Annotated in this window: 23 protein-coding genes; 7 read left to right on the top strand and 16 right to left on the bottom strand. The window is 66.1% G+C overall.

What is annotated here, in order from left to right; genetic code table 11:
* Nucleotides 1-17: 17 nt before the first annotated feature.
* Entirely contained in the window at nt 18-653 is a 636-nt protein-coding gene (locus OK015_RS03370; RefSeq protein WP_268129252.1) for a TetR/AcrR family transcriptional regulator, read from the bottom strand.
* Nucleotides 654-836: 183 nt separating this feature from the next.
* Here OK015_RS03370 and OK015_RS03365 point away from each other — a divergent pair, with 183 nt between their 5' ends.
* Complete coding sequence (locus OK015_RS03365; protein ID WP_139826857.1) at nt 837-962, top strand: hypothetical protein; 126 nt, start codon at nt 837-839, stop codon at nt 960-962.
* A 206-nt stretch (nt 963-1168) separates the two neighbouring features.
* The gene (locus tag OK015_RS03360; RefSeq protein WP_268129249.1) at nt 1169-1294 is read left to right on the top strand and encodes a hypothetical protein; all 126 of its coding nucleotides are present in this window, start codon (nt 1169-1171) and stop codon (nt 1292-1294) included.
* Here the strand turns inward: OK015_RS03360 and OK015_RS03355 are convergent.
* Nucleotides 1291-2550, bottom strand: a complete 1260-nt coding sequence (locus tag OK015_RS03355; protein ID WP_268129248.1) for a cytochrome P450 — start codon at nt 2548-2550, stop codon at nt 1291-1293. The two genes, OK015_RS03360 and OK015_RS03355, sit on opposite strands and share 4 nt — an antisense overlap.
* Before the next feature lie 90 nt (nt 2551-2640).
* Between OK015_RS03355 and OK015_RS03350 the strand changes: the two genes are divergently transcribed.
* Nucleotides 2641-3258: a TetR/AcrR family transcriptional regulator gene (locus OK015_RS03350; protein WP_268129246.1), complete on the top strand. Its 618-nt coding sequence runs from the start codon at nt 2641-2643 to the stop codon at nt 3256-3258.
* Here OK015_RS03350 and OK015_RS03345 read toward each other — a convergent pair.
* The 4 genes from OK015_RS03345 to OK015_RS03330 form a co-directional block, all read right to left on the bottom strand.
* Nucleotides 3245-4669 carry an NAD(P)(+) transhydrogenase (Re/Si-specific) subunit beta gene (locus OK015_RS03345; RefSeq protein ID WP_268129245.1) on the bottom strand — a complete coding sequence of 475 codons (1425 nt, stop codon included), beginning with the start codon at nt 4667-4669 and terminating at the stop codon, nt 3245-3247. The genes OK015_RS03350 and OK015_RS03345 overlap by 14 nt on opposite strands.
* Nucleotides 4666-5052 carry an NAD(P) transhydrogenase subunit alpha gene (locus OK015_RS03340; protein WP_268129243.1) on the bottom strand — a complete coding sequence of 129 codons (387 nt, stop codon included), beginning with the start codon at nt 5050-5052 and terminating at the stop codon, nt 4666-4668. Before OK015_RS03340 ends, OK015_RS03345 begins: the two co-directional genes overlap by 4 nt.
* Nucleotides 5053-6201, bottom strand: a complete 1149-nt coding sequence (locus OK015_RS03335) for a Re/Si-specific NAD(P)(+) transhydrogenase subunit alpha (RefSeq protein WP_268129241.1) — start codon at nt 6199-6201, stop codon at nt 5053-5055. It abuts the gene before it with no gap.
* Between the two features lie 73 nt (nt 6202-6274).
* Nucleotides 6275-6745: a nuclear transport factor 2 family protein gene (locus tag OK015_RS03330; protein ID WP_268129239.1), complete on the bottom strand. Its 471-nt coding sequence runs from the start codon at nt 6743-6745 to the stop codon at nt 6275-6277.
* Nucleotides 6746-6924: 179 nt separating this feature from the next.
* Between OK015_RS03330 and OK015_RS03325 the strand changes: the two genes are divergently transcribed.
* Nucleotides 6925-8145 carry an acyl-CoA dehydrogenase family protein gene (locus OK015_RS03325; protein ID WP_268132403.1) on the top strand — a complete coding sequence of 407 codons (1221 nt, stop codon included), beginning with the start codon at nt 6925-6927 and terminating at the stop codon, nt 8143-8145.
* Nucleotides 8138-8962 (top strand): tyrosine-protein phosphatase, encoded by an 825-nt coding sequence (locus tag OK015_RS03320; RefSeq protein ID WP_268129237.1) that lies wholly within the window; start codon nt 8138-8140, stop codon nt 8960-8962. Before OK015_RS03325 ends, OK015_RS03320 begins: the two co-directional genes overlap by 8 nt.
* A gap of 10 nt (nt 8963-8972) precedes the next feature.
* On the opposite strand, the gene OK015_RS03315 is transcribed toward OK015_RS03320, so the two are convergent.
* The 7 genes from OK015_RS03315 to OK015_RS03285 all read right to left on the bottom strand — a co-directional run bounded on the left by OK015_RS03315 (nt 8973) and on the right by OK015_RS03285 (nt 16034).
* A complete protein-coding gene (locus tag OK015_RS03315; RefSeq protein ID WP_268129236.1) occupies nt 8973-9836 on the bottom strand; it encodes an SDR family oxidoreductase in 864 nt (287 codons plus the stop codon).
* Between the two features lie 54 nt (nt 9837-9890).
* On the bottom strand, nt 9891-11333 hold the full coding sequence (locus tag OK015_RS03310) for an aldehyde dehydrogenase family protein (protein WP_268129235.1): 1443 nt from the start codon (nt 11331-11333) through the stop codon (nt 9891-9893).
* A gap of 126 nt (nt 11334-11459) precedes the next feature.
* A complete protein-coding gene (locus OK015_RS03305) occupies nt 11460-12386 on the bottom strand; it encodes a class I SAM-dependent methyltransferase (protein ID WP_268129234.1) in 927 nt (308 codons plus the stop codon).
* Nucleotides 12387-13328: a class I SAM-dependent methyltransferase gene (locus OK015_RS03300; RefSeq protein WP_268129232.1), complete on the bottom strand. Its 942-nt coding sequence runs from the start codon at nt 13326-13328 to the stop codon at nt 12387-12389.
* A gap of 31 nt (nt 13329-13359) precedes the next feature.
* Entirely contained in the window at nt 13360-14328 is a 969-nt protein-coding gene (locus tag OK015_RS03295; RefSeq protein WP_268129230.1) for a class I SAM-dependent methyltransferase, read from the bottom strand.
* 84 nt (nt 14329-14412) lie between these two features.
* Complete coding sequence (locus OK015_RS03290) at nt 14413-15048, bottom strand: TetR/AcrR family transcriptional regulator (protein WP_268129228.1); 636 nt, start codon at nt 15046-15048, stop codon at nt 14413-14415.
* 2 nt (nt 15049-15050) lie between these two features.
* Nucleotides 15051-16034: a pirin family protein gene (locus tag OK015_RS03285; RefSeq protein ID WP_268129227.1), complete on the bottom strand. Its 984-nt coding sequence runs from the start codon at nt 16032-16034 to the stop codon at nt 15051-15053.
* Between the two features lie 95 nt (nt 16035-16129).
* On the opposite strand from OK015_RS03285, the gene OK015_RS03280 reads away from it, so the two are divergent.
* On the top strand, nt 16130-17569 hold the full coding sequence (locus OK015_RS03280; protein ID WP_268129225.1) for a chloride channel protein: 1440 nt from the start codon (nt 16130-16132) through the stop codon (nt 17567-17569).
* Here OK015_RS03280 and OK015_RS03275 read toward each other — a convergent pair whose 3' ends face one another.
* Together OK015_RS03275 and OK015_RS03270 are read right to left on the bottom strand one after the other, a co-directional pair.
* Entirely contained in the window at nt 17570-18121 is a 552-nt protein-coding gene (locus OK015_RS03275) for a Dps family protein (protein ID WP_268129223.1), read from the bottom strand.
* Between the two features lie 68 nt (nt 18122-18189).
* A complete protein-coding gene (locus tag OK015_RS03270; protein WP_268132402.1) occupies nt 18190-19101 on the bottom strand; it encodes a DNA-3-methyladenine glycosylase family protein in 912 nt (303 codons plus the stop codon).
* Between the two features lie 61 nt (nt 19102-19162).
* On the opposite strand from OK015_RS03270, the gene OK015_RS03265 reads away from it, so the two are divergent.
* Nucleotides 19163-19552 carry a nuclear transport factor 2 family protein gene (locus OK015_RS03265; protein WP_268129221.1) on the top strand — a complete coding sequence of 130 codons (390 nt, stop codon included), beginning with the start codon at nt 19163-19165 and terminating at the stop codon, nt 19550-19552.
* Nucleotides 19553-19567: 15 nt separating this feature from the next.
* Here OK015_RS03265 and OK015_RS03260 read toward each other — a convergent pair whose 3' ends face one another.
* Nucleotides 19568-19948, bottom strand: coding sequence for a DUF427 domain-containing protein (locus OK015_RS03260; protein WP_268129219.1), 381 nt, complete (start codon nt 19946-19948; stop codon nt 19568-19570).
* Nucleotides 19949-20248: the final 300 nt, after the last annotated feature.

The raw sequence follows: 20248 nt of genomic DNA, 5'->3' as shown, positions 1-20248 counted from the left end.
TAGTTCTACTCGACGGGCTACGGCCCGAGCGGGGATTCCGTGCGGATCGCCTCGTCACGGATCAGTCCCCGCAGCAGCGCGGTGCTGAACTCGCCCGCGATTTCCTTGGCGCTGCGCCGCCCGCTGGGCCGCAGCCACCGGTAGCTGCCCAGCGTCATCCCGATGTAGCCCAGCGCCAGCACGTGGGAGTCGCACTGGTAGAACTCGCCACTGGCAATCCCGCGGTCGATCAGGCCGTGCACATGGTGGTAGACCTGAGCCTCCTTCTCGCGGACCTCGGCGACCTGGTCCTCGGTGAACCACTCGGTGATGTAAGGCTGCTCCTGGAAATACACCGCGGCCCGTTCGGGATCGTTGGCGATGCCGGTGAGCAGCCGAATGGTGTATTGGTAAAGCGCTTCGCGTGCCGTCCAGGAGGGATCGTCGTGCACGGCGGCCAGCGTGCCCTCGGCGGCCTGCCGGTAGATGTCGAACAGGATCAGCGATTTGCTGGCGTAGTAGTGGTAGACGGTGGCCTTGTTCAGGCCGATCACGTCGGCGACGTCGTCCATCCGGGTGCCGTGGTAGCCGCGGGCGGCGAACAGCTTGGTGGCAACCGCCAGCAACTCCTCGCGGCGTGTTAACCCGTTGCGGGTGATGCTGTCGGATGACATGTCTGCTCACTATCGTCGCTGCCGGCGGGGCGGCACGGGCTTGCTGCCGGGCCTGGTTTAGGCAAAGTACCAATCAACTGGTTGGACAGTTTAGGGCTCGGTGACTTTTCGGCGCCTGTCGCCCCGGCCCGGATGGGACTAGACTTCATTATTTGAACTAGTCGCGAGTGCAGAGGTGGGGCGATGGATCCGAGTCCGGATTACGACGGCAGCGACGAAATCGAATTCTTCATGAAGTATTTGACCTGGGGCCTGCGCGGGGTTCAGGACGGCAATGGATACCCGCCGCCCGCCTACCCGCCCGTTTAGACCGCCTTTTTCGCGTCCCGAACAAATCGCGTTCCGCCCGCCCAGAAGGCGTCGCGGGCCACAGCTCGGTTTCACGTTTGCCTTGTGCTGCACGGCAATTCGGCCTAGATACGGTTGTGCGGCTAGCACCGGCTCCCTTACTCCGGCCATCCGCGGTTGACATGAGCCCGGATCCGCTGCACGTCGCCGAACCTAGGGTGAGTCGCATGGACCCGAGTCCGGACTACGACGCGAGCGACGAAATCGAATTCTTCATGGGCTATCTGAGCTGGGGCTTGCGTGGGGTCGAAAACGGCCAGGGATACCCGCCGCCCGCCTACCCACCCGTCTAGACAGCCTTAGTCGCGGTCGCCACCGCGGGCGAGCGGTAGGCGACGTCGAGGCGTTTGACTCCATTGATCCAGCCCGAGCGCAGTCGTTGCGGTGCGGCAAGTCTGGTGATGTCGGGCAGCTGCGTGGCGAGCTCGTCGAAGATCAATTTGATCTCCATTCGCGCCAGGTTCGCGCCGATACAGTAATGGGCCCCGTTGCCGCCGAAACTCAGGTGCGGGTTCGGATTGCGCAAGATGTCGAATTGAAACGGGTTTTCGAAGACTTCCTCGTCGAAATTGGCCGAACTGTAGAACAGACCCACACGCTGGCCTTCCCGGATCGTGACGCCGCCCAATTCGACGTCGGCAAGCGCGGTGCGCTGGAAGCAATGCACGGGGCTGGCCCACCGGATGATCTCGTCGACCGCGGTGGCGGGCCGCTCCCGCTTGAACAGTTCCCATTGATCGGGGTTGTCGAAGAACGCGTTCATTCCATGCGTCATGGCGTTGCGGGTGGTTTCGTTGCCGGCCACGGCCAGCAGGATGACGAAGAACGCGAACTCGACGTCGCCCAGTGCATCCCCGTCGATGTCGGCCTGGATCAGGCGCGTGACGATGTCGTCGGCCGGGCATCGGCGCCGCTCGTCGGCCATGTTGTAGGCGTAGGCCATCAGCTCCGCGTTGGCGACGGTGGGATCAGCGGCGAAGTCGGGATCGTCGGTGTTCATGATCGCGTTCGTCCAGTCGAACAGCTTCGCGCGATCCGCCTCCGGCACGCCGATCAGGTCGGCGATCGCCAGCAGGGGCAGGTTCATCGCGATGTCGTCGACGAAGTTGCCGTCCTCTTTGAGCGAGGCATTGCGCACGATTTCGGCCGCCGCCCCACCGAGTTTCTCTTCGAGCTGGGCAATCGCGCGCGGGGTGAAGAGCCGGGATACCAGCTTGCGCAGCCGGGTGTGCTCGGGCGCGTCGTGGTTGACCAGCAAGGCTTTGGTCAACTCGAGCTGATCGGCGGTGACCCCGTCGGGAAGGCGCATGACCGCGCCCTTGCGGTTGGTCGACCAAAGTTCGCTGTTGCGGGAGATGTCTCTGACGTCCTCGTGGCGGCTGATCACCCAGTAGCCGCCATCCCCGAAGATCGATTCGGGCTGCTCGTTCCACCAGACCGGGGCCGTTCGGCGCAGCTCGGCGAATTGGGTCACCGGAAGACCGGCCAACAGAACGTCGGGGTCGGTGAAGTCGAAATTCTCTCCGAACGGACACGTCGTCGTGTTCATGCCATCTCCTTTGATCGCCGGCATCGATCATACATCTGATTGCAAGACGTATGACCAGAACACGGCACGCGCGTCGGCTATCGTCGCGATGTGCGGACTCGCGGATGGGGCGGCAGTGTTCCGGCCAGCGACGAGGAGGCGGTGGCCCGCATCCTGTCGGCCACCCGCCGCACCATCGACGAGCGCGGCGACCAGATCACGTTGGCCGATGTCGCGCGCACGCTGAACGTGACACGGCAGACGATCTATCACTATTTCGCTTCGACCGAAGAGCTGCTTCAGGCGACTGCTCTAGACGCGACTGCCGACTTCATGGACCAGCTGGCGACCGCGCTGCACGGGATGGCCGACCCCGCGGCGGCGGTGATCGAAGGCATCTGCCTGACCCTGGAGCGCTTGCCGAAAGATCCCTACATCGGCCTCTTGCTGCGGACGTCGCGCACCGCGGCGTTCGCCGAACAAGTCACGGTGGCAAACGAGACCGCCCGCGTACTGGGGCGCTCGATTCTGGACCGTCTCGATGTCGACTGGTCGGCATTTCCCCCGTCGGCGATCGAAGACATCCTGCAAATTGTGCTGCGCACGCTGCAGTCGTTCATCATGTCGCCGCCGACCGGAGGGGGCACGGAATTACGCCGCCTGCTCAGCGTGTGGATCGGTCCCGTCGTCGCCGAGCTACAGGCGAAGGTCCGGCCTAAAGGGCCTTGAGCTCCTCGGCGACCGCGGTCACCGACTTCTTCGCATCGCCGAACAGCATGCTGGTGCCCTCGCCGTAGAACAGCGGGTTGTCGATGCCCGCGAACCCGGAGTTCATCGACCGCTTGAGCACGATCACGGACTTGGCCTTGTCCACGTTGAGGATCGGCATGCCGTAGATCGGGCTGGAGGCATCGTTGCGGGCGGCCGGGTTGGTGACATCGTTGGCGCCGATGACGATCGCGACATCGGTGCGCGCGAACTCGTCGTTGATGTCGTCCATGTCCTTCATCGCGTCGTAGTCGACCTCGGCCTCGGCCAGCAGCACGTTCATGTGCCCCGGCATGCGGCCGGCGACCGGGTGGATCGCGTACTTCACCGTCACACCCTTGTTCTCCAGCAGCGCCGCCATGTCCTTGACGGCGTGCTGTGCCTGCGCGACGGCGAGGCCGTAGCCCGGAACCACGATCACCTGATTGGCGTAGGCCATCTGGATCGCCGCATCGGCGGCCGAGGTGGCTTTGACGGTCTTGTCGCCACCGTCGCCGCCGCTCGGGGCCACGCCGCCGCCGCCGAAACCGCCGGCGACGATCGCCGGGATGGAGCGGTTCATCGCCTTGGCCATCAGGTTGGTCAGAATCGAACCGGACGCGCCGACGATCATGCCCGCCACGATCATCGCGGTGTTGTTCAGCGCCAGTCCCGCCGCGGCGGCCGAGAGCCCGGTCATCGCGTTGAGCAGCGAGATGACCACCGGCATATCGGCACCACCGATGGGCAGCACCACCATCAGCCCCAGTACCCCGGCCGCGGCCAGCAGACCGATCATCCACCACAACGGGGCGCCGCCGGTGCCGGGATGCGCGTGCAACCCGATCACCACCGCGGCAGCCACGGCTGCGGTCAGCAGCAGCAGGTTGACCGGTTGCTGGGCCTTGCCGAAGCCGATCGGCGATCCGGAGATGAGCTCCTGCAGCTTGCCGAACGCGATGATCGAGCCCCAGAACGAGATCGAGCCGATGATCGCGGCGAACAACGAGGCCACCACGATGTGCACGGTCGGGGATTCGCCGTGCTGGAAGGCCGAAAAGCCTTTGGTGTCCATGAATTCCGCAAGCGCGATCAGCGCGACCGTTCCACCGCCCACGCCGTTGAAGAAGGCCACCAGCTGTGGCATGGCGGTCATCTTGGTCAGCCGTGCCGGCGGAACGCCCAACACCACACCGACGACCAGGCCGGCGATGATCAGCACCCACGACTCGGTGTGCCGAATCTTGATGAATGTGGCCACGACGGCGAGGGTCATGCCCGCCGCGGCGATCAGGTTGCCACGCACCGCGGTCTTAGGCCCGGTCAGGCCCATCAGGCCGTAGATGAAGAGTGCGAACGAAATGATGTAGAGGCCGATCACCAAGTAGTTCATTTGGCGGCCGGCTCCTCGACTGTGCCGGATTGTCCGGCTCCTCCTCGGGCCGCTGCACGGCCCGCATCGTCGCCAGACGTAGCGGGCACAGGCTTCTTCTTGCCCTTGAACATGCCCAGCATCCGGTCGGTGACGATGAAGCCGCCGATCACGTTCAGCGTGCCGAACACCACCGCGACGAACAGGATGATCTGCACCGCCAGCGACGGGTGCTCGACCTCCCCGAACACCACCAGCGCGCCCAGCACCACGATGCCGTGGATCGCGTTGGTGCCGGACATCAGCGGTGTGTGCAACGTGTTGGGCACCTTGGAGATCACCGCGAACCCGACGAATCCGGATAGCACCAGAATCGCGAGGTTCGCGAAAAGTTCGTCGTACATCTAGGAGTCCTCTCCTGCCGTCTGGCGCCGCTCCTCAGCATCACTGCGTTCTGCAACGTCGCCGGCGCGGTCGCGGGTCACGCACGAGTCCGCGAGCACTTCGTCGTCGAAGTCGGGGGCGAGCTTGCCGTCGGTGATCAGCAGATCCAGCAAGGCGGTGATGTTCTTGCTGTACAGCTCGCTGGCGTGTTCGGGCATCGTGGCGGGCAGGTTCAGCGGCGAGGCGATCGTGACGTCGTGGCGGACGACCGTCTTACCGGGCTCGGTGAGCTCGCAGTTGCCTCCGGTTTCCCCGGCCAGGTCCACCACCACGCTGCCGGGCTTCATCGCCTCCACCGCGGCGGCGGTTACCAGACGCGGTGCGGGCCGGCCCGGAACCAGCGCCGTGGTGATCACGATGTCGAAGCCGCTGATGGCCTTTTCCAATGCCTGCTGCTGCTGGGCGCGCTCGGAGTCGGTGAGCTCGCGCGCGTAACCGCCCTCGCCCGCCGCGTCAATGCCGACATCCAGCCACTGCGCCCCCACCGAACGCACCTGATCGGCCACCTCGGGACGCACGTCGTAGCCGGTGGTGCGCGCACCGAGCCGCTTGGCCGTCGCCAGTGCCTGCAACCCGGCCACGCCCACCCCGAGCACCAGCACCGTGGCCGGCTTCACCGTGCCCGCCGCCGTCGTCAGCATCGGGAAAAACCGGGTCGACTCCGACGCCGCCAGCAGCACGGCCTTGTAACCGGAGACGTTGCCCTGGGACGACAACGCATCCATCGCCTGGGCCCGCGAGATGCGCGGGATGGCCTCCAGCGCGAACGCCTGCACGCCGGCGGCCTTGAGCGCGCCGATCGAGTTCTCGGCGTTGCGGGGGGCCAGGAAGCCGATCAACGTCTGACCGCTGTGCAGCTTGTTGACCTCGTCGGCCGTCGGCGGCGCTACCTTGACGACGACATCGGCAGCCCACGCGTCTCCGATGCTGGCACCGGCCGCGCTGTAGAGCTCGTCGGGAAGCAAAGCCCGCGCACCCGCGCCGGCCTCGACCACGACCGCCACACCACTGGCCACCAGGGACGCGACCGCCTTGGGTACCAGCGCAACACGCCGCTCGTCGGTCCCGGACTCGGCAACCACCCCAACCGTCGTCAGCGCATCTGTCATGGCGCACGCATCTACTTTCCTTAGCTCAGCTGCCCTGTTGCGAACTCCGTTGGATTGAACACCCTAGCCGCCGCTACCAGAGCGGGAAGTCTTGGCCGTGCTCTGACACCGGGCGTGGTCCGAAGTGCCGCCGCTGCGATTCGTCGATCGGCACGTCGTTGATGCTGGCCTCGCGACGCGCCATCAGCCCCGACTCCGCGAACTCCCACAGTTCGTTGCCGTAGCTGCGGTACCACTGCCCGGACTGATCGTGGCATTCGTACTGGAACCGCACGGCGATCCGGTTGTCGTGGAAGTCCCACAGACCTTTGCGCAGTGAGTAGTCGAGTTCGCGCTGCCACTTGCGGGTCAGGAACGCCACGATCGCGGCCCGGCCCACGATGTGCTCGCCGCGGTTTCGCCATTGCGAGTCGGGTGTGTAGGCCAGGCTGACTTGTTCGGGATTGCAGGTGTTCCAGGCGTCCTCGGCGGCCTGGACCTTCTGTAAAGCTGTTTCGTAAGTGAACGGGGGAAACGGAGGACGGGATTCTGCGGCGTCGGTCATGTCTCCATCGTGCTCCACCCCGAGCGCGGGCATTTCGCCGAGACTGCAACCTGGCATACCCGCCACGGCGTGTCGTCTGCGCGGTTTCGGTGTCGCGCCGGTGACCCGGAAGCGAAGCGTTTGTCCCGCCAGCGCCGCCTTTACCCAGGTGTCCTATCGTGGCGGACATGGACTTCGCGATGTCGGCTAAGGCCGCCGATTACCACAAGCGGTTGTCCGACTTCATGACTGAGTATGTCTTTCCGGCCGAGGCCGCCTACGACAGCTACCGCCACGAGGCCGGCCCCGACGACCACACCGTTCCGCCGGTTATCGAGGAACTCAAAATTAAGGCCAAAGAGCGCGGCCTGTGGAACCTGTTCCTGCCGGCCGAGTCGGGGTTGACCAACCTGGAATACGCGCCGCTGGCCGAGCTGACCGGCTGGAGCCTGGAGCTGGCACCCGAAGCCGTCAACTGTGCGGCGCCGGACACCGGGAACATGGAAACCCTGCATCTGTTCGCCACCGCGGAGCAGCGCAAGCAGTGGCTGGAGCCGCTGCTGGCCGGCGAGATCCGCAGCGCCTTCTCGATGACCGAGCCGGCGGTCGCCAGCAGCGACGCCCGCAACATCCAAACGGCCATCGTGCGCGACGGCGGCGACTACGTGATCAACGGCCGCAAGTGGTGGACCTCGGGCGCCTCAGACCCGCGCTGCAAGATCCTGATCGTGATGGGCCGCACCAACCCCGACGCGGCCAGCCATCAGCAGCAGTCGATGGTCCTGGTGCCGATGGACACCCCGGGCGTGACGGTGGTGCGCTCGACACCGGTGTTCGGCTACCAGGACCAGCACGGGCACTGCGAAATCATCTACGACAACGTCCGCGTTCCGGCCACCAACCTGCTCGGCGAAGAGGGCGGTGGCTTCGCGATCGCCCAGGCCCGGCTGGGGCCGGGTCGCATCCACCATTGCATGCGCGCGCTCGGCGGGGCCGAACGTGCCCTGGCCCTGATGGTGCACCGCGCGAACAACCGGATTGCTTTCGGCCGTCCGCTGGCTGATCAGGGTCTGGTGCAGCAAGCAATTGCCAAGTCCCGCAACGAGATCGACCAAGCCAGGCTGCTCTGCGAGAAGGCGGCGTGGACGATCGACCAGCACGGCAACAGGGCCGCTCATCTGCTGGTGTCGCAGATCAAAGCGGTGGCACCGCAAGTGGCCTGCGACGTCATCGACCGTGCGATCCAGGTGCATGGGGCCGCCGGCATCAGCGACGACACGGTGCTGGCCCGGCTCTACGGCTGGCATCGCGCCATGCGGATCTTCGACGGGCCCGACGAGGTGCACATGCGGACGATCGCGCGTTCCGAAATCGGCCGGGAGCAGTCCACTTTCGCCGCAGCGGTGACCCCGCATGACTGAGGCGCTACGAGAACTTTCGGGCGCGTGGAACTTTCGTGACGTCGCCGACGGCGCGCCCGCGCTTCGGCCCGGACGGCTGTTCCGGTCCGGCGAGCTGAGCCGGCTGGACGACGAGGGCCGAGAGACACTGCGCCAGTTGGGTATCACCGACGTCGCCGACCTGCGTGCCGCACGCGAGGTCGCCCGGCGCGGGCCGGGATTGGTTCCTGACGGCATCGACGTCCATCTGCTGCCGTTTCCCGATCTCGGTGACGAGGAGACAAGTGACCACGATGCGCCGCACGAAATCGCGTTTCGGCGGCTGTTCGAGGGCGATCCCGACCAATCCGACGAGGCGGTCAACGAGGCCGCCATCCGCCATATGACCGACGAGTACCAACAGTTCCCGTCCCGCAACGGGGCGCAACGCGCTGTGCGGCAGGTCTTTTCGTTGCTCGCTGCCGGGCGCCCGGTGCTGACGCACTGCTTCGCGGGAAAGGACCGCACCGGTTTCGTGGTGGCTACGGTACTGGAAGCAATCGGTATCGACCGCGACACCATCGTCGCCGACTACTTGCGCAGCAACGACGCGGTACCTCAACTGCGGGACCACATCTACGAAATGATCCAGCAGCGCTCCGACGTCGAACTGACCCAGGAGGTCGTCACGTTCACCAAGGCGCGGCTGGCCGACGGCGTCCTCGGCGTGCGCCCGGAGTACCTGGACGCCTCGCGCCAGGCGATCGACGAGAGGTACGGCTCGCTGGACGCTTACCTGCGCGATGCAGGCGTCACGCAGGCGGATGTGAACCGCCTGCGCAACGAGCTGCTCGCCTAACCCGCTGGGCTTAGCCCAGTTTGAAGTTGGCCTGCTTGGCCGCGGACAAGTCGGTGATCTCGTCCCAGTGCCCGGCGACATCGTCGACCGTCGGCGGCTTGTCGAAGGTGATGCCGTCGTTCTGGAACAGCGCCACACGCTGCACCTTGCCGCCACCGACCACGAAAACCGAAGCGTTGTTGGGGTTTTCCTCGGTGGTCAGGTAGGCCACCACCGGCGCGACGTACTCGGGAGTGAGCTTCTCGAGCACTTCCTTGGGCAGGATGTCCTCGGTCATCCGGGTGGCCGCGATTGGAGCGACGGCGTTGGCGTGGATGTTGTACTTGGCCCCCTCCAACGCCAGGCTGTTGATCAGGCCGACCAGGCCGAGCTTCGCGGCGCCGTAGTTGGTCTGGCCGAAGTTGCCGAACAGGCCGCTGGTCGAGGTGGCGACCACCACCCGACCGTAACTCTGCTCCCGGAAATGCGGCCACGCCGCGCGGATCACGTTGTATCCGCCGTACAGGTGCACCTTGAGCACGGAGTCCCAGTTCTCGAACGTCATCTTGTGGAAGGTGCCGTCGCGCAGGATCCCGGCATTGCTCACCACGCCGTGGATGGCGCCGAACTCGTCGAGCGCGGTCTTGATGATGTTTTCGGCGCCCTCGGGCTCGGCGACGCTGTCGTAGCTGGCGGCCGCCCGGCCACCGGCGTCCTTGATCTCCTTGACCACCTCGTCGGCCATGTTGTGGCCGGCGCCGGTGCCGTCACGGGCTCCACCGAGGTCATTGACGATGACGCTCGCGCCCTCCTTGGCGAGGGTGAGCGCGTATTCACGCCCGAGTCCTCCGCCGGCTCCGGTGACGACGATGACGCGATCCTGCACTCCGGGCATCTGGTTCCTCTCTGCAATTGATCAACGGTCGTGGACGACCCCCGAGCAAGTGTGTCAAAACAGCTTGCGGGCGATCTTCAGGGCCCGGTCCGTGTACGGCGGGTAGGTAAAGCTCGAGAGGTCGGGACGGGTCGGTTTGGTCAGCACCGACTTGCGGTGGCTGAACTCCTCGAAGCCCCACTTGCCGTGGTAGGCACCCATTCCCGAGGCACCGACCCCGCCGAACGGCAGCTTGGCCGTGGACACCTGGAAGGCGAGATGGTTGACCACCATGCCGCCGGCCGGAACTTCACTGATCACCTTTTCACGCACCTCGCGCGACTTGGTGAACAGGTACGCAGCCAGCGGCTTGGGCCGCGAGTTGACGAAACGTATTGCGTCGTCGAGGGATTGGACGGTGATCACCGGCAGCAGCGGACCGAAGATCTCGTTTGCCATCAGCGGGCCGTCCGGGTCGGGATCGACGACGACCGTCGGCTCGATGCGCAGGGTCGACGGGTCACTGCCCCCACCGACGGTGACCTTGCCGCCCGCGCCCTTGAGGTAACCGCTGAGCCGGTCGAACTGCCGCTGGTTGGCCATGCGCATTCCGTTCGGCCCCTCGGAACGGTACTTGGTAATGGCCGCGCCGATTTTGCTCACGAGTTCGTCGCGGATCTTCGCGTCCGCCAGCACGTAGTCCGGTGCGACACACGTCTGTCCGCCGTTGAGCAGTTTGATCCAGGCGATCCGCTTGGCGGCGACGTCCACGTCGGCGTCGGCCGCGACGATCACCGGGCTCTTGCCCCCGAGTTCGAGCGTGCACGGGGTCAGGTGCGGCGCCGCGCCTTCATAGACCTTGCGGCCGATCTCGGTGCCACCGGTGAACACCACCCGGTCCAGGCCTTGCGCGATCAGCTCCTGGCTGACCGTGCCGTCACCTTCGATCACCGCGATCGCATCATTGTCGAGATAGCGCGGCACCAACTCGGCCATCAGGTGCGACGAAGCGGCGGCGACTTCCGAGGGCTTGAGCACCACGGCGTTACCCGCGGCGATCGCGCCGACCGCCGGACCCAAGGTCAGGTAGAACGGGTAATTCCAGGCTCCGATGACCAGCACGGTGCCGTAGGGCTCGTACTGGATCCAGCCCCGCCCGGGAAGCTGCGCCGCCTCGAGCAGCGTGTACTTGCGTCGCGCCCACTTGCGCACCCTCTTGGCCGCGTACTTCGCCTCGCCGATGGTGCCGGCGGTGTCGCCGATGAACGCCTCGAAAGGGTGGCGGTCCAGGTCCTCGGCCAGCGCGGCGTTGATCGCGGCGTCGTTCTCTTCCACCAAACGCGCCAGTTGCAGCAGCTGGCGCTTGCGCCACTCCACGTCGCGGGTGCGACCGCCGGCGAAAGTCTTGCGCAGCCGGGCCACCGTCCCGGGGATGTCGGCGGGTCGAGCCGCCTCCGACGCCGCGGAAGTCCCGTTGGTGAACTCGGATGTCTTGGGTGCAACCGATTCGGTAGTCATCTTTGTCTTCCCCTCTCGCACCTTCCCGGGGCGGCCCACGACTGTGCTCGCGGACACAAACGGGCGATACCGCGATCCTAACCATCCGGTCGGTTGGGCAGTAAAGGAAGATCCCGCGGGACCTGCTCAGCGTTTGGTTGCCGTCACGAAAGTGTTGGTGAACGGCCGATCTTCGGAGTGCGGCTCGCGACCCAGGCGGGTGGCCTCCTCGCGCGCATCCACTGTGCGGACGGTCCACCCCTGCTCGCTGAACCAGTCACCGGCGTCGGGCCGGCCCTCGTCTTCGAACCAGAGGTCGAACGGGTTGAAGGAGGTGTCTTGGCCACGCGCGTCGCGCTTGGCTTTCAGCTCGGCCCACCGCTCTTCGGCCTCGCGACGCCTGTCTGCGTCGACGCCGAAATTCTCGACGGCCACCCGGCTACCCGATCCGCTCAGTGCGTCGATCGAGGTGAACAGCGCTTCCTGCGCGGCCGCCGGCAGAAACGGCAGTAGCCCTTCGGCCAGCCAGGCGGTCGGCTTGTCCGCGTCAAAACCGGTGTCGCGCAGTGCCTGTGGCCAGTCATGGCGCAGGTCGACGGGAACGGGCCGCCGGTCGGCGACGGGCGTCGCGCCGTGGCGCGCCAGGGTCTGCGCCTTGTACTCGAGCACCTTGGGCAGATCGATCTCGTAGACCGTGACGCCGGCCGGCCAGTCGAGGCGGTATGCCCGCGAATCCAGGCCCGCCGCCAGGATGACGATCTGTCGGATACCCGCGGCGGCGGCGTCGGCGAAATATGCGTCGAAGAAATGCGTGCGTACCGCCTGGTAAGCGATCATGTGCTCGGCGTCCGGGGCTCCATCCTCGGAGTCGTCATCCGGGTCGCCCGCCCACCAGACGGCCACCTGCTCACGAACGCCCTCGAGTTCGGGCGTGGAGACCAACGGCTCGGCGAACTGATCGCGGATCAGCGGGTCGGCGCAGGCGGTCTCGGCGGCGCGGGCCAGCGCCACCATCACCGCGGTCGCCCCGACGCTGGTGGCGATATCCCAGGAGTCGTCCGCGGTGCGTGGCATTTACCAGCGCTCCGCGATCACGAAGTCCGAGAAGGCATCCTTGTCGTCGTCCAGTTCGACGCTGTCGATCCTGCGGCCCAGGCGGTCCATCTCATCGACCGAGTTCTGCGCCGTGGCGCGCCAGCCGTTGTGGTTCAGCCACTCCGCGACGTCCGCCCGATTCTCGTCGCGGTACATCAGCTCGCCGACGTCGACACTCTGCTCAATGCCGATCTCGTCGGCCACCTTCTTGAACCGTTCGCGCATCTGCTCACGCCGTTCGTCGGAGTGCGTGGGTGCGGTTTCGGCCGCGACCCGGCTGCCCGCCGGGCTCAGCTCGCCGATCTGGGTGAACAACTTGTCCTGCGCCTCGGCGGGCAGGTACATCAGCAATCCCTCGGCTAGCCAGGCGGTGCGCTGAGTCGGGTCGAAGCCCGCGGCGCGCAGCGCGGCCGGCCAGTCCTCACGCAGGTCAATGGCTACTTCGCGACGATCGGCGGACGGGGTGGCGCCGCTTTCGGCCAGCGTGGCGGATTTGTATTCCAACACCTGGGGCTGGTCGATCTCGTAGACCGTGGTCCCGGCCGGCCAGTCCAGCCGATAGGCCCGCGAGTCCAGGCCCGACGCCAGAATCACCACCTGCCGTATCCCGGCGCCGACGGCGTCGGCGAAATAGGAGTCGAAGAAATGAGTCCGCACCGCCTGGTAACCGCGCATGTGCTGGATGCGGGCGGCGGATTCTTTGTCGATGGCTTCGATCTTGGCCACGACCTCCGGGTCGAGCATGGCCTCCCATAAGATCTCGGCCCCGGAATTGCTGACCAGCAGCTTGGCGTAGGGGTCGCGGATCAGCGCGTCGGGCTGCTCGGTTTCGATGGCCCGCGCGGCGGCCACCATGACCGCGGTGCTACCGACGCTCGTCTTGATGTCCCAGGTGTCGTCATGTGTGCGAAGTGAACTCATCGGCAGGTACTCCAGGTCTTGTTCGTTTGGGTCAGTGGGACGTTCCCGCGAAACGCGCGCGCAGCAGGGAGCTGCGGACGGCATCGTCGGCCAGGTCTTCGGGGACCGCGCGACCCAGCCGGGCCATCTCCTCGCGGTTGTTGACGACTTTCACCTGCCAGCCATGGTCGGTCAACCACTCGGCGGCGTCGGATCGGTCAGGCTCGTGGAATGTCAGCGCCTGGACGTTGACGTCCAGTCCGAGCCGCTCCCGCATCCGCTGCCAGCGGTTGGTATTGCTGCTCGAGTTGATGCCGAACACCTCGATGGCGACCTGACTGCCGGGTGCGCTGAGCGCGGTGAACATCTCGAAAAGCCGGTCCTGGGCATCGCTCGGCAGATACGGCAGCAAGCCCTCGGCAAGCCAGGCCGTCGGTTGGGTGCGGTCGAATCCGGCCGCCGTCAGCGCCGCCGGCCAGTCGTCACGCAGATCCACCGCTACCGTGCGCCGGCTGGCGGTGGGCACCGCGCCGTACGACTCCAGAATCCCGGTCTTGTATTCCAGCACCTTGGGCTGGTCGATCTCGTAGACCGCGGTTTCGGCGGGCCAGTCCAGCCGGTAGGCGCGCGAGTCCAGACCGGCGGCCAGGATCACCACCTGCCGGAGCCCGTCGCCGGCGGGCCCAACAGCATCCGCGAAGTACTCGTCGAAGAAGTGCGTGCGGACGGCCTGGTAGTCGATGCCGAGCCGATGCCCGCGCTGTCCCTGCTCGTCGCCGTCCAGCCAGGCCACGTCGGGGTCGGTCAACCGGGCCCAGGCCGGTCCCGCGGGAGAGACCAATTTCCGGGCGAATTCGTCACGAATCAGCGGATTGGATCCGGCTGTCTCCGCGGCGCGCGCGGCCGCGACGCCCAAAGCGGTGGCACCGACGAGTTCGGTGATGGCCCACGAGTCCCCCGCGGTGCGTAGCGAGGAAGGCAACGGGGGCTGCAACGAGGAAGAGTCGTCGAGATCAGTCATTTCGGGGCTATGGTACCCGAAAAAGTTAGTTAGCCTATGCGCTTTGTGCGCGATCTCACTGCGCCCGACCGGCGCGCTACCGGTCTAACACTCGGACCGAAACAGCGCGCCGTCCAGCAGCCGCCCGAGCATGTCGGTGACGGCCTGCATCTCCTGGTAGTTCCGGACGTAACCGGCATAGAATCCGGCGCCGCACAGCACCACCAGCAGTGTCTCGATCAACGCATGGGCATCGACCGCGGCAGCAAACTCTCCCCGCTTGATCGCATCGTTGACGACCCGGGTCAAGAATTCCCGGCAAATCAGCACCGCGTCGTTTTCAGATTGGCTCAATTCCGGGTGGCGCTGGGATTCCAGAATCGAGCTGATCAGAAACGCCGACGCGGAGGGATGCTCGGAATTCACCGAAACCGCCGCCGAGATGAAGCCGGTGAGCCGCGCCATCAGCGTTGTCTCCCGATCTGCCTGTGCAATACCGGCGCCGAATAGCAGCTCGGCGGTTTGGCTCAGTACTTCCCGGTACAGCACCCGCTTGCTGGAGAAGTAGTGGTTGATCGCCGGCCGGGTGAGATCGGCGCGCACCGCGATGGCCTGGAAAGTAGCGCCCTCGTAGCCGCGTTCGCTGAACACAACTCGCCCGGCGCGCAAGATTCTCTTGCGCGTCTCGTCGGCCTTTGCGGCGGGTGGGCGGCCCGGCCGGCGCCTCGCCGTTGACGGCACCGTTAAAGTGTGCCACCCGCACGATGCGGCATTAAGGCGTTTGGCGGAATGTTGCCAAACTTTCCCGCTTGGTAGTCCTCCAGAGCTTGGACCAATTCCGCGCGCGAGTTCATCACAAATGGCCCGTAGTGGAAAACCGGCTCGCGAATGGGCTGTCCACCAAGCAACAGCACGTCCATTGCCGAGGTCGATGACGATTGTTGAGTCGCCTCGGCGGTCACGGTGATCCGGTCGCCGGGCCCCAGCACAGCTAACTGACCCTGGTGGATCGGATGACCGACCGGACCGACCGTACCGCTCCCGGCCAACACGTACACCAACGCGTTGAAATCGCGCCGCCACGGAAGGTTGAGCCTGGCCCCGTTTTGGATCGTGGCGTGCGCCAGCGTGATCGGCGTGTGGGTGACGCCGGGTCCGCGGTCGCCGTCGATCTCTCCGGCAATGATGCGGACCAACGCTCCACCGTCGTCGGAGGCCAGCAGCTTGGCGTCGTTGCCTTCGATGGCCTGGTACCTGGGCTGGGTGAACTTGTCTTTCTTCGGCAGATTCACCCAGAGCTGGATGCCGTGGAACACACCGCCGCTTTCGACGAGTTCGGCGGGCGGGGTCTCGATGTGCAAAATGCCCGAGCCGGCCGTCATCCACTGCGTCGCACCGTCCGTGATCAGGCCGCCACCGCCGTGGGAATCCTGATGCGCGAACTTGCCGTCGATCATGTAGGTGACGGTTTCGAAGCCGCGGTGTGGGTGCCAATCCGTACCACGGGGCTCGCCCGGCTCGTAGTCCACCTCGCCCATCTGGTCCATGTGCACAAACGGGTCCAGGGCGGCGGCGCCGACGCCGGCGAATGCCCGGACGACGGGGAACCCCTCACCCTCGTATCCACGCGGGCCCGTCGTGATCGACCGGACCGGGCGTTCCGTGTCCTGCGGATTGGCCGCGCTGACCCGGGGCAATGTCAATGTATCTGCGGTGATGGCGGGCATATCAATCTCCTTCATTTCGAACTACCCGTATAACCGGACCAGAGTCCGTTTATTCCTGAGTGGAAGCCACCGGGGTCCCGGGTCAGACTCGTACGGTGACCGAGCCGACGGACGACGAAACTCAGCCCGCGGTCGCCCCGCCCGCCGCCGCCGGCGGACGCTTCGGGGCATCCATCAGACGCTCGGGCTACCTGCGCAAATGGTTTCTACTGGGCATCACGATCGGCGTGATCTCGGGCCTGGGCGCAGTTGTGTTTTACCTGGTCCTCAAATACGCCGGCGAGTTCCTGCTGGGCTATCTGGCGGACTACCGCATTCCGACCCCGGTGGGCGACGGTGGCAGCCACGGGTCGGTCGGCTTCACGCGTCCGTGGGCGATTCCGTTGGTGACGACGGCCGGCGCCCTGCTGTCGGCGATGCTGGTGGCCAAGCTCGCACCTGAGGCCACCGGGCATGGCACCGACGAAGCCATCGAGGCGGTGCATACCGATCCGCGCGCGATCCGCTTCCGCGCGGTGCTGGTGAAGATGGTCGCCAGCGCATTGACCATCGGATCGGGCGGTTCGGGTGGCCGCGAGGGCCCGACGGCACAGATTTCGGCGGGCTTCTGCTCGCTGCTCACCCGGCGCCTCGGCCTGTCCGACGAGGACGGCCGGGTGGCGGTGGCGTTGGGCATCGGCGCGGGTATCGGCGCGATCTTCGCCGCGCCCCTGGGCGGGGCGGTGCTGGCCGCATCGATCACCTACCGCGACGATTTCGACTATCGCTGTCTGCTGCCCGGGTTCATCACCTCGGGAACGGCGTATGCGGTGCTGGGCGCGTTCTTGGGCTTCAACCCGTTGTTCGGCTACATCGACGCCGAGTACCGCTTCGAAAAGGCCTGGCCGCTGTTGTGGTTCGTGGTGATCGGGCTGGTCGCGGCGGCAGTCGGCTACCTGTATGCCTGGATCTTTCACGCCGCCGTCCGGCTCACCCGCCGACTTCCGGGCGGGCCGGTGCTGAAGCCGGCGGTGGGCGGACTGCTGGTCGGGCTGTTGGGCCTGCTGATCCCCGAGATTCTCAGCAGCGGCTACGGCTGGGCCCAGCTGGCCGCCGATCGCGGATCGCTGATGGGAATCCCGCTGTGGATCGTCATCGTCCTGCCGCTGGCCAAGATCGTCGCGACCTCGCTCTCGATCGGCACCGGAGGCTCCGGTGGCCTGTTCGGCCCCGGAATCGTGATCGGCGCCTTCGTCGGCGCCGCCATTTGGCGGCTGGGCGAGTTATCCGGAGTGCCCGGCATACCCGAAGGGCCGGGCATCTTCGTCGTGGTCGGCATGATGGCCTGTTTCGGCAGCGTCGCGCGCGCACCGCTGGCCGTCATGATCATGGTCGCGGAGATGACCGGCTCGTTCTCGGTGGTTCCCGGCGCCATCATCGCGGTGGGGATCGCGTCGTTGCTGATGTCGCGCACCAACGTCACCATCTACGAAGCACAGCGGCTTAACCGGGAGACCGCCGAGGCCGAACGCGCGCGCGAAACCGCCCCCGAATAGTTACTTGGACTTGCCGCGCGCGGTGTTCGCGGCGCTCTTTTCCGTCGTCTTGCCGCCGTGGCTCAACTTGCCGCCTGTGCTCTCGAGATGCGCGCGCACGAACCATTGGAACTTCTCCAGCGGCCCGGCCTGGCCGATCAACAGGTCCTGCGTCACGGGGTCGAGTTCGTCCGTCTCGTCGATGGCCGCGCGGAGATCTTCGATCACGCCGTTGTAGACCAAGTCCAGCGCGGCTAGGTGTGCCGGCACGGTGTCGCGGCCGACCGAATAGTCATCCCAGGACCGGTCCCTGATGATCGCACCGGGTGTGCCCTCGGGCGAAGCGCCAAGCGCCGCAATACGTTCGGCGACGTCGTCGGCGAACGCGCGCACCACCTCTACCTGAGGGTCGATCATCTCGTGTACACCAATAAAGCTGGGCCCCACCACATTCCAGTGAATGTGCTTGAGCGTCAGATGAAGATCGTTGTAAGTGCTCAACTGCTTCTGCAGCAACTCGGTCAGCCGCAACGCCTGCTTGTCGGTCAACCCCGGAATAGTGAATTGAGTCATCGCTTCCTTCCTCACATATCGCGTGCGAAGACGGGTACCCGAAGGCTCAGCTCGAAAACACCGGCTGGTCAGAGCGAGTGGATCTGCTGCACCGGCAGTCGCGCCCCACGGCGCGGCTCGTAGGCCAATCCGCTGGCGTAGAGCACGCAGATCACCCGGTGGCGGTGCGGTCGCATCGGTTCGAGCATCTCGAGCATCGCCTCGTCATCGACGGGGTGGCCCAGCAGCGTCCAGCCGATCATCTTCGGGATGTGATAGTCGCCGATCGAGACGGCGTCGGCGTCACCGAATGCCCGCTGCGCGGTCTCGGCGGCCGTCCACTCCCCAACTCCTGGTAGCGACGTCAGCGCCTTGCGCACCTGCTCCGCCGGCCGTGACGACAGGCGTTCCAGCGAGGCGGCGCGGCGGGCGCAAGTCACCACGGCCTGGGCCCGCCGTGGATCGACATTGGCGCGATGGAATTCCCACGATGGGATGGTTCGCCAGACCTCGGCCGACGGCGGCACGCGCATGCCGGCCGGTGCCGGGCCCGGCGCCGGCGTGCCGTACTTGGTCACCAGCACCCGCCAGGACCGGAACGCGTCGGCGCCGGGGACCCGCTGCTCGATGATCGCCGGGATCAGGGCTTCCAGCACCTGCCCGGTGCGGCCCAGGCGCAGGTGCGGTACGCGCCGGTGCGCGGCGGCCACCGTCGGGTGCGTCGGCACGAAGTCCGAGGCGTCGTCGTCGGCTCCGATCAGCGCGGGCAGCCGCTCCATGAATTCCTGGGCGCCGCTGCCCCATGCTTCGCAGTACGCCGCGTCGGCAGCCGCGCGGGTGATGCGCGCCGTGACGGGTCCGCTGGGCAGCAGGCTAGTTCGCCAGATGGTGCCGTCACCCGGGAGGCGAAAGCATGGGTCCCGGGGTCCGCGGCGAAGCGGCGCCAGGGTGTGCCCGAAGCTGACCGCCCCGGGGAACGTGACCCTGCGCGCGCTCTTCACCGACAACCCCGGATTTCCGCTCTGATTGACCGTCCACTACCTGCCAAGACACTATTGCGATGTGATGACGCCGTTCGACGCTCCCAATGCCGAACTGGCCTGGATGTTCCTCCAGAGTCTGAGCGAGGACGGCGACCTCGACGAGGGTTTCGCGTTGCTCAGCGACGACTTCAGCTATTGGAGCCTGTTCACCCGCGAGTCCTACGACAAACAAGCCCTGCGGCGCGCGACCGACCGGCGCAAACAGTCCATCGAGCTCACCATCGATTTGCTCCGCTGCATCAACGAGGGCGACACGGTGGTCGTGGAGGCGCACGCCACCGGCACCAACTCCGGCGGCGAACAGTACGACACCCCGTTCGTGTGCATCTTCGAGACGCTGGACGGATTGATCGTCTCGATGCGCGAATACAGCGACACTCGCGCCCGCGCCACACTGCTCGGCGAGTGATCCGGGCGCCGGGGTCTATTCGGCGCTGACGCTGATGTCGGCCTTATCGGGGTAAAACGCGACGTGCCCGGCGATCTCGGCCACCGCGGGGTACGGCTGCTCGTAGGTCCAGATCACGTCCTCGACGGTGTCACCGGCCGAGGTGGTCACGGCGTAGTAGCTGGCATCGCCTTTGAACGGGCAGTAGGTGACGGTTTCGGTCCGAGTCAGCCGGTCCTGGGCCACGTCGTCCAGCGGAATGTATTGCACCGCAGGGATGGTGGCTTCGCGCAATTCGAGTGCCGCCGTACTGTCCGCGACGAGCTCGCCGTTGACGCGAACCTGCACCCTCCCCTCGGTCGGCGTGATGGTGATCGGGTGCCCGGCATTCGGCTCCAAGACCTGTTTGTGAGTCATGGTTATTCCTCCTCAGATGTACGGGTGCAACACCGGCCGGGTCTCAAGACTTCCCGACCTTGTTCACCGGGACCGGCCCGAATGCGTAGCGATGGTATTGCGCCATTGTGCGTAGTGCCGGCACCGCCGCCATCGCCCTGCCTACCCGGCGCACGCACGGTGAAACCAGGCCGAAAGTGTCGCTGTCGAAGACTGATTGCCATAGCAGTAGGCGCACCCCGGGAACGGCGTCGACGATGTCGCTCGGCCCGTCGATGCCCCAGTGCAGCTTCGAGCCGGAGAGACGGACGACGGGCGTAC

It is taken from the genome of Mycobacterium sp. Aquia_216, from assembly GCF_026723865.1.
GTDB lineage: Bacteria > Actinomycetota > Actinomycetes > Mycobacteriales > Mycobacteriaceae > Mycobacterium.
Note: the sequence above shows the minus strand (reverse complement) of the source record. Positions and strands in the feature narration are given on the sequence as shown.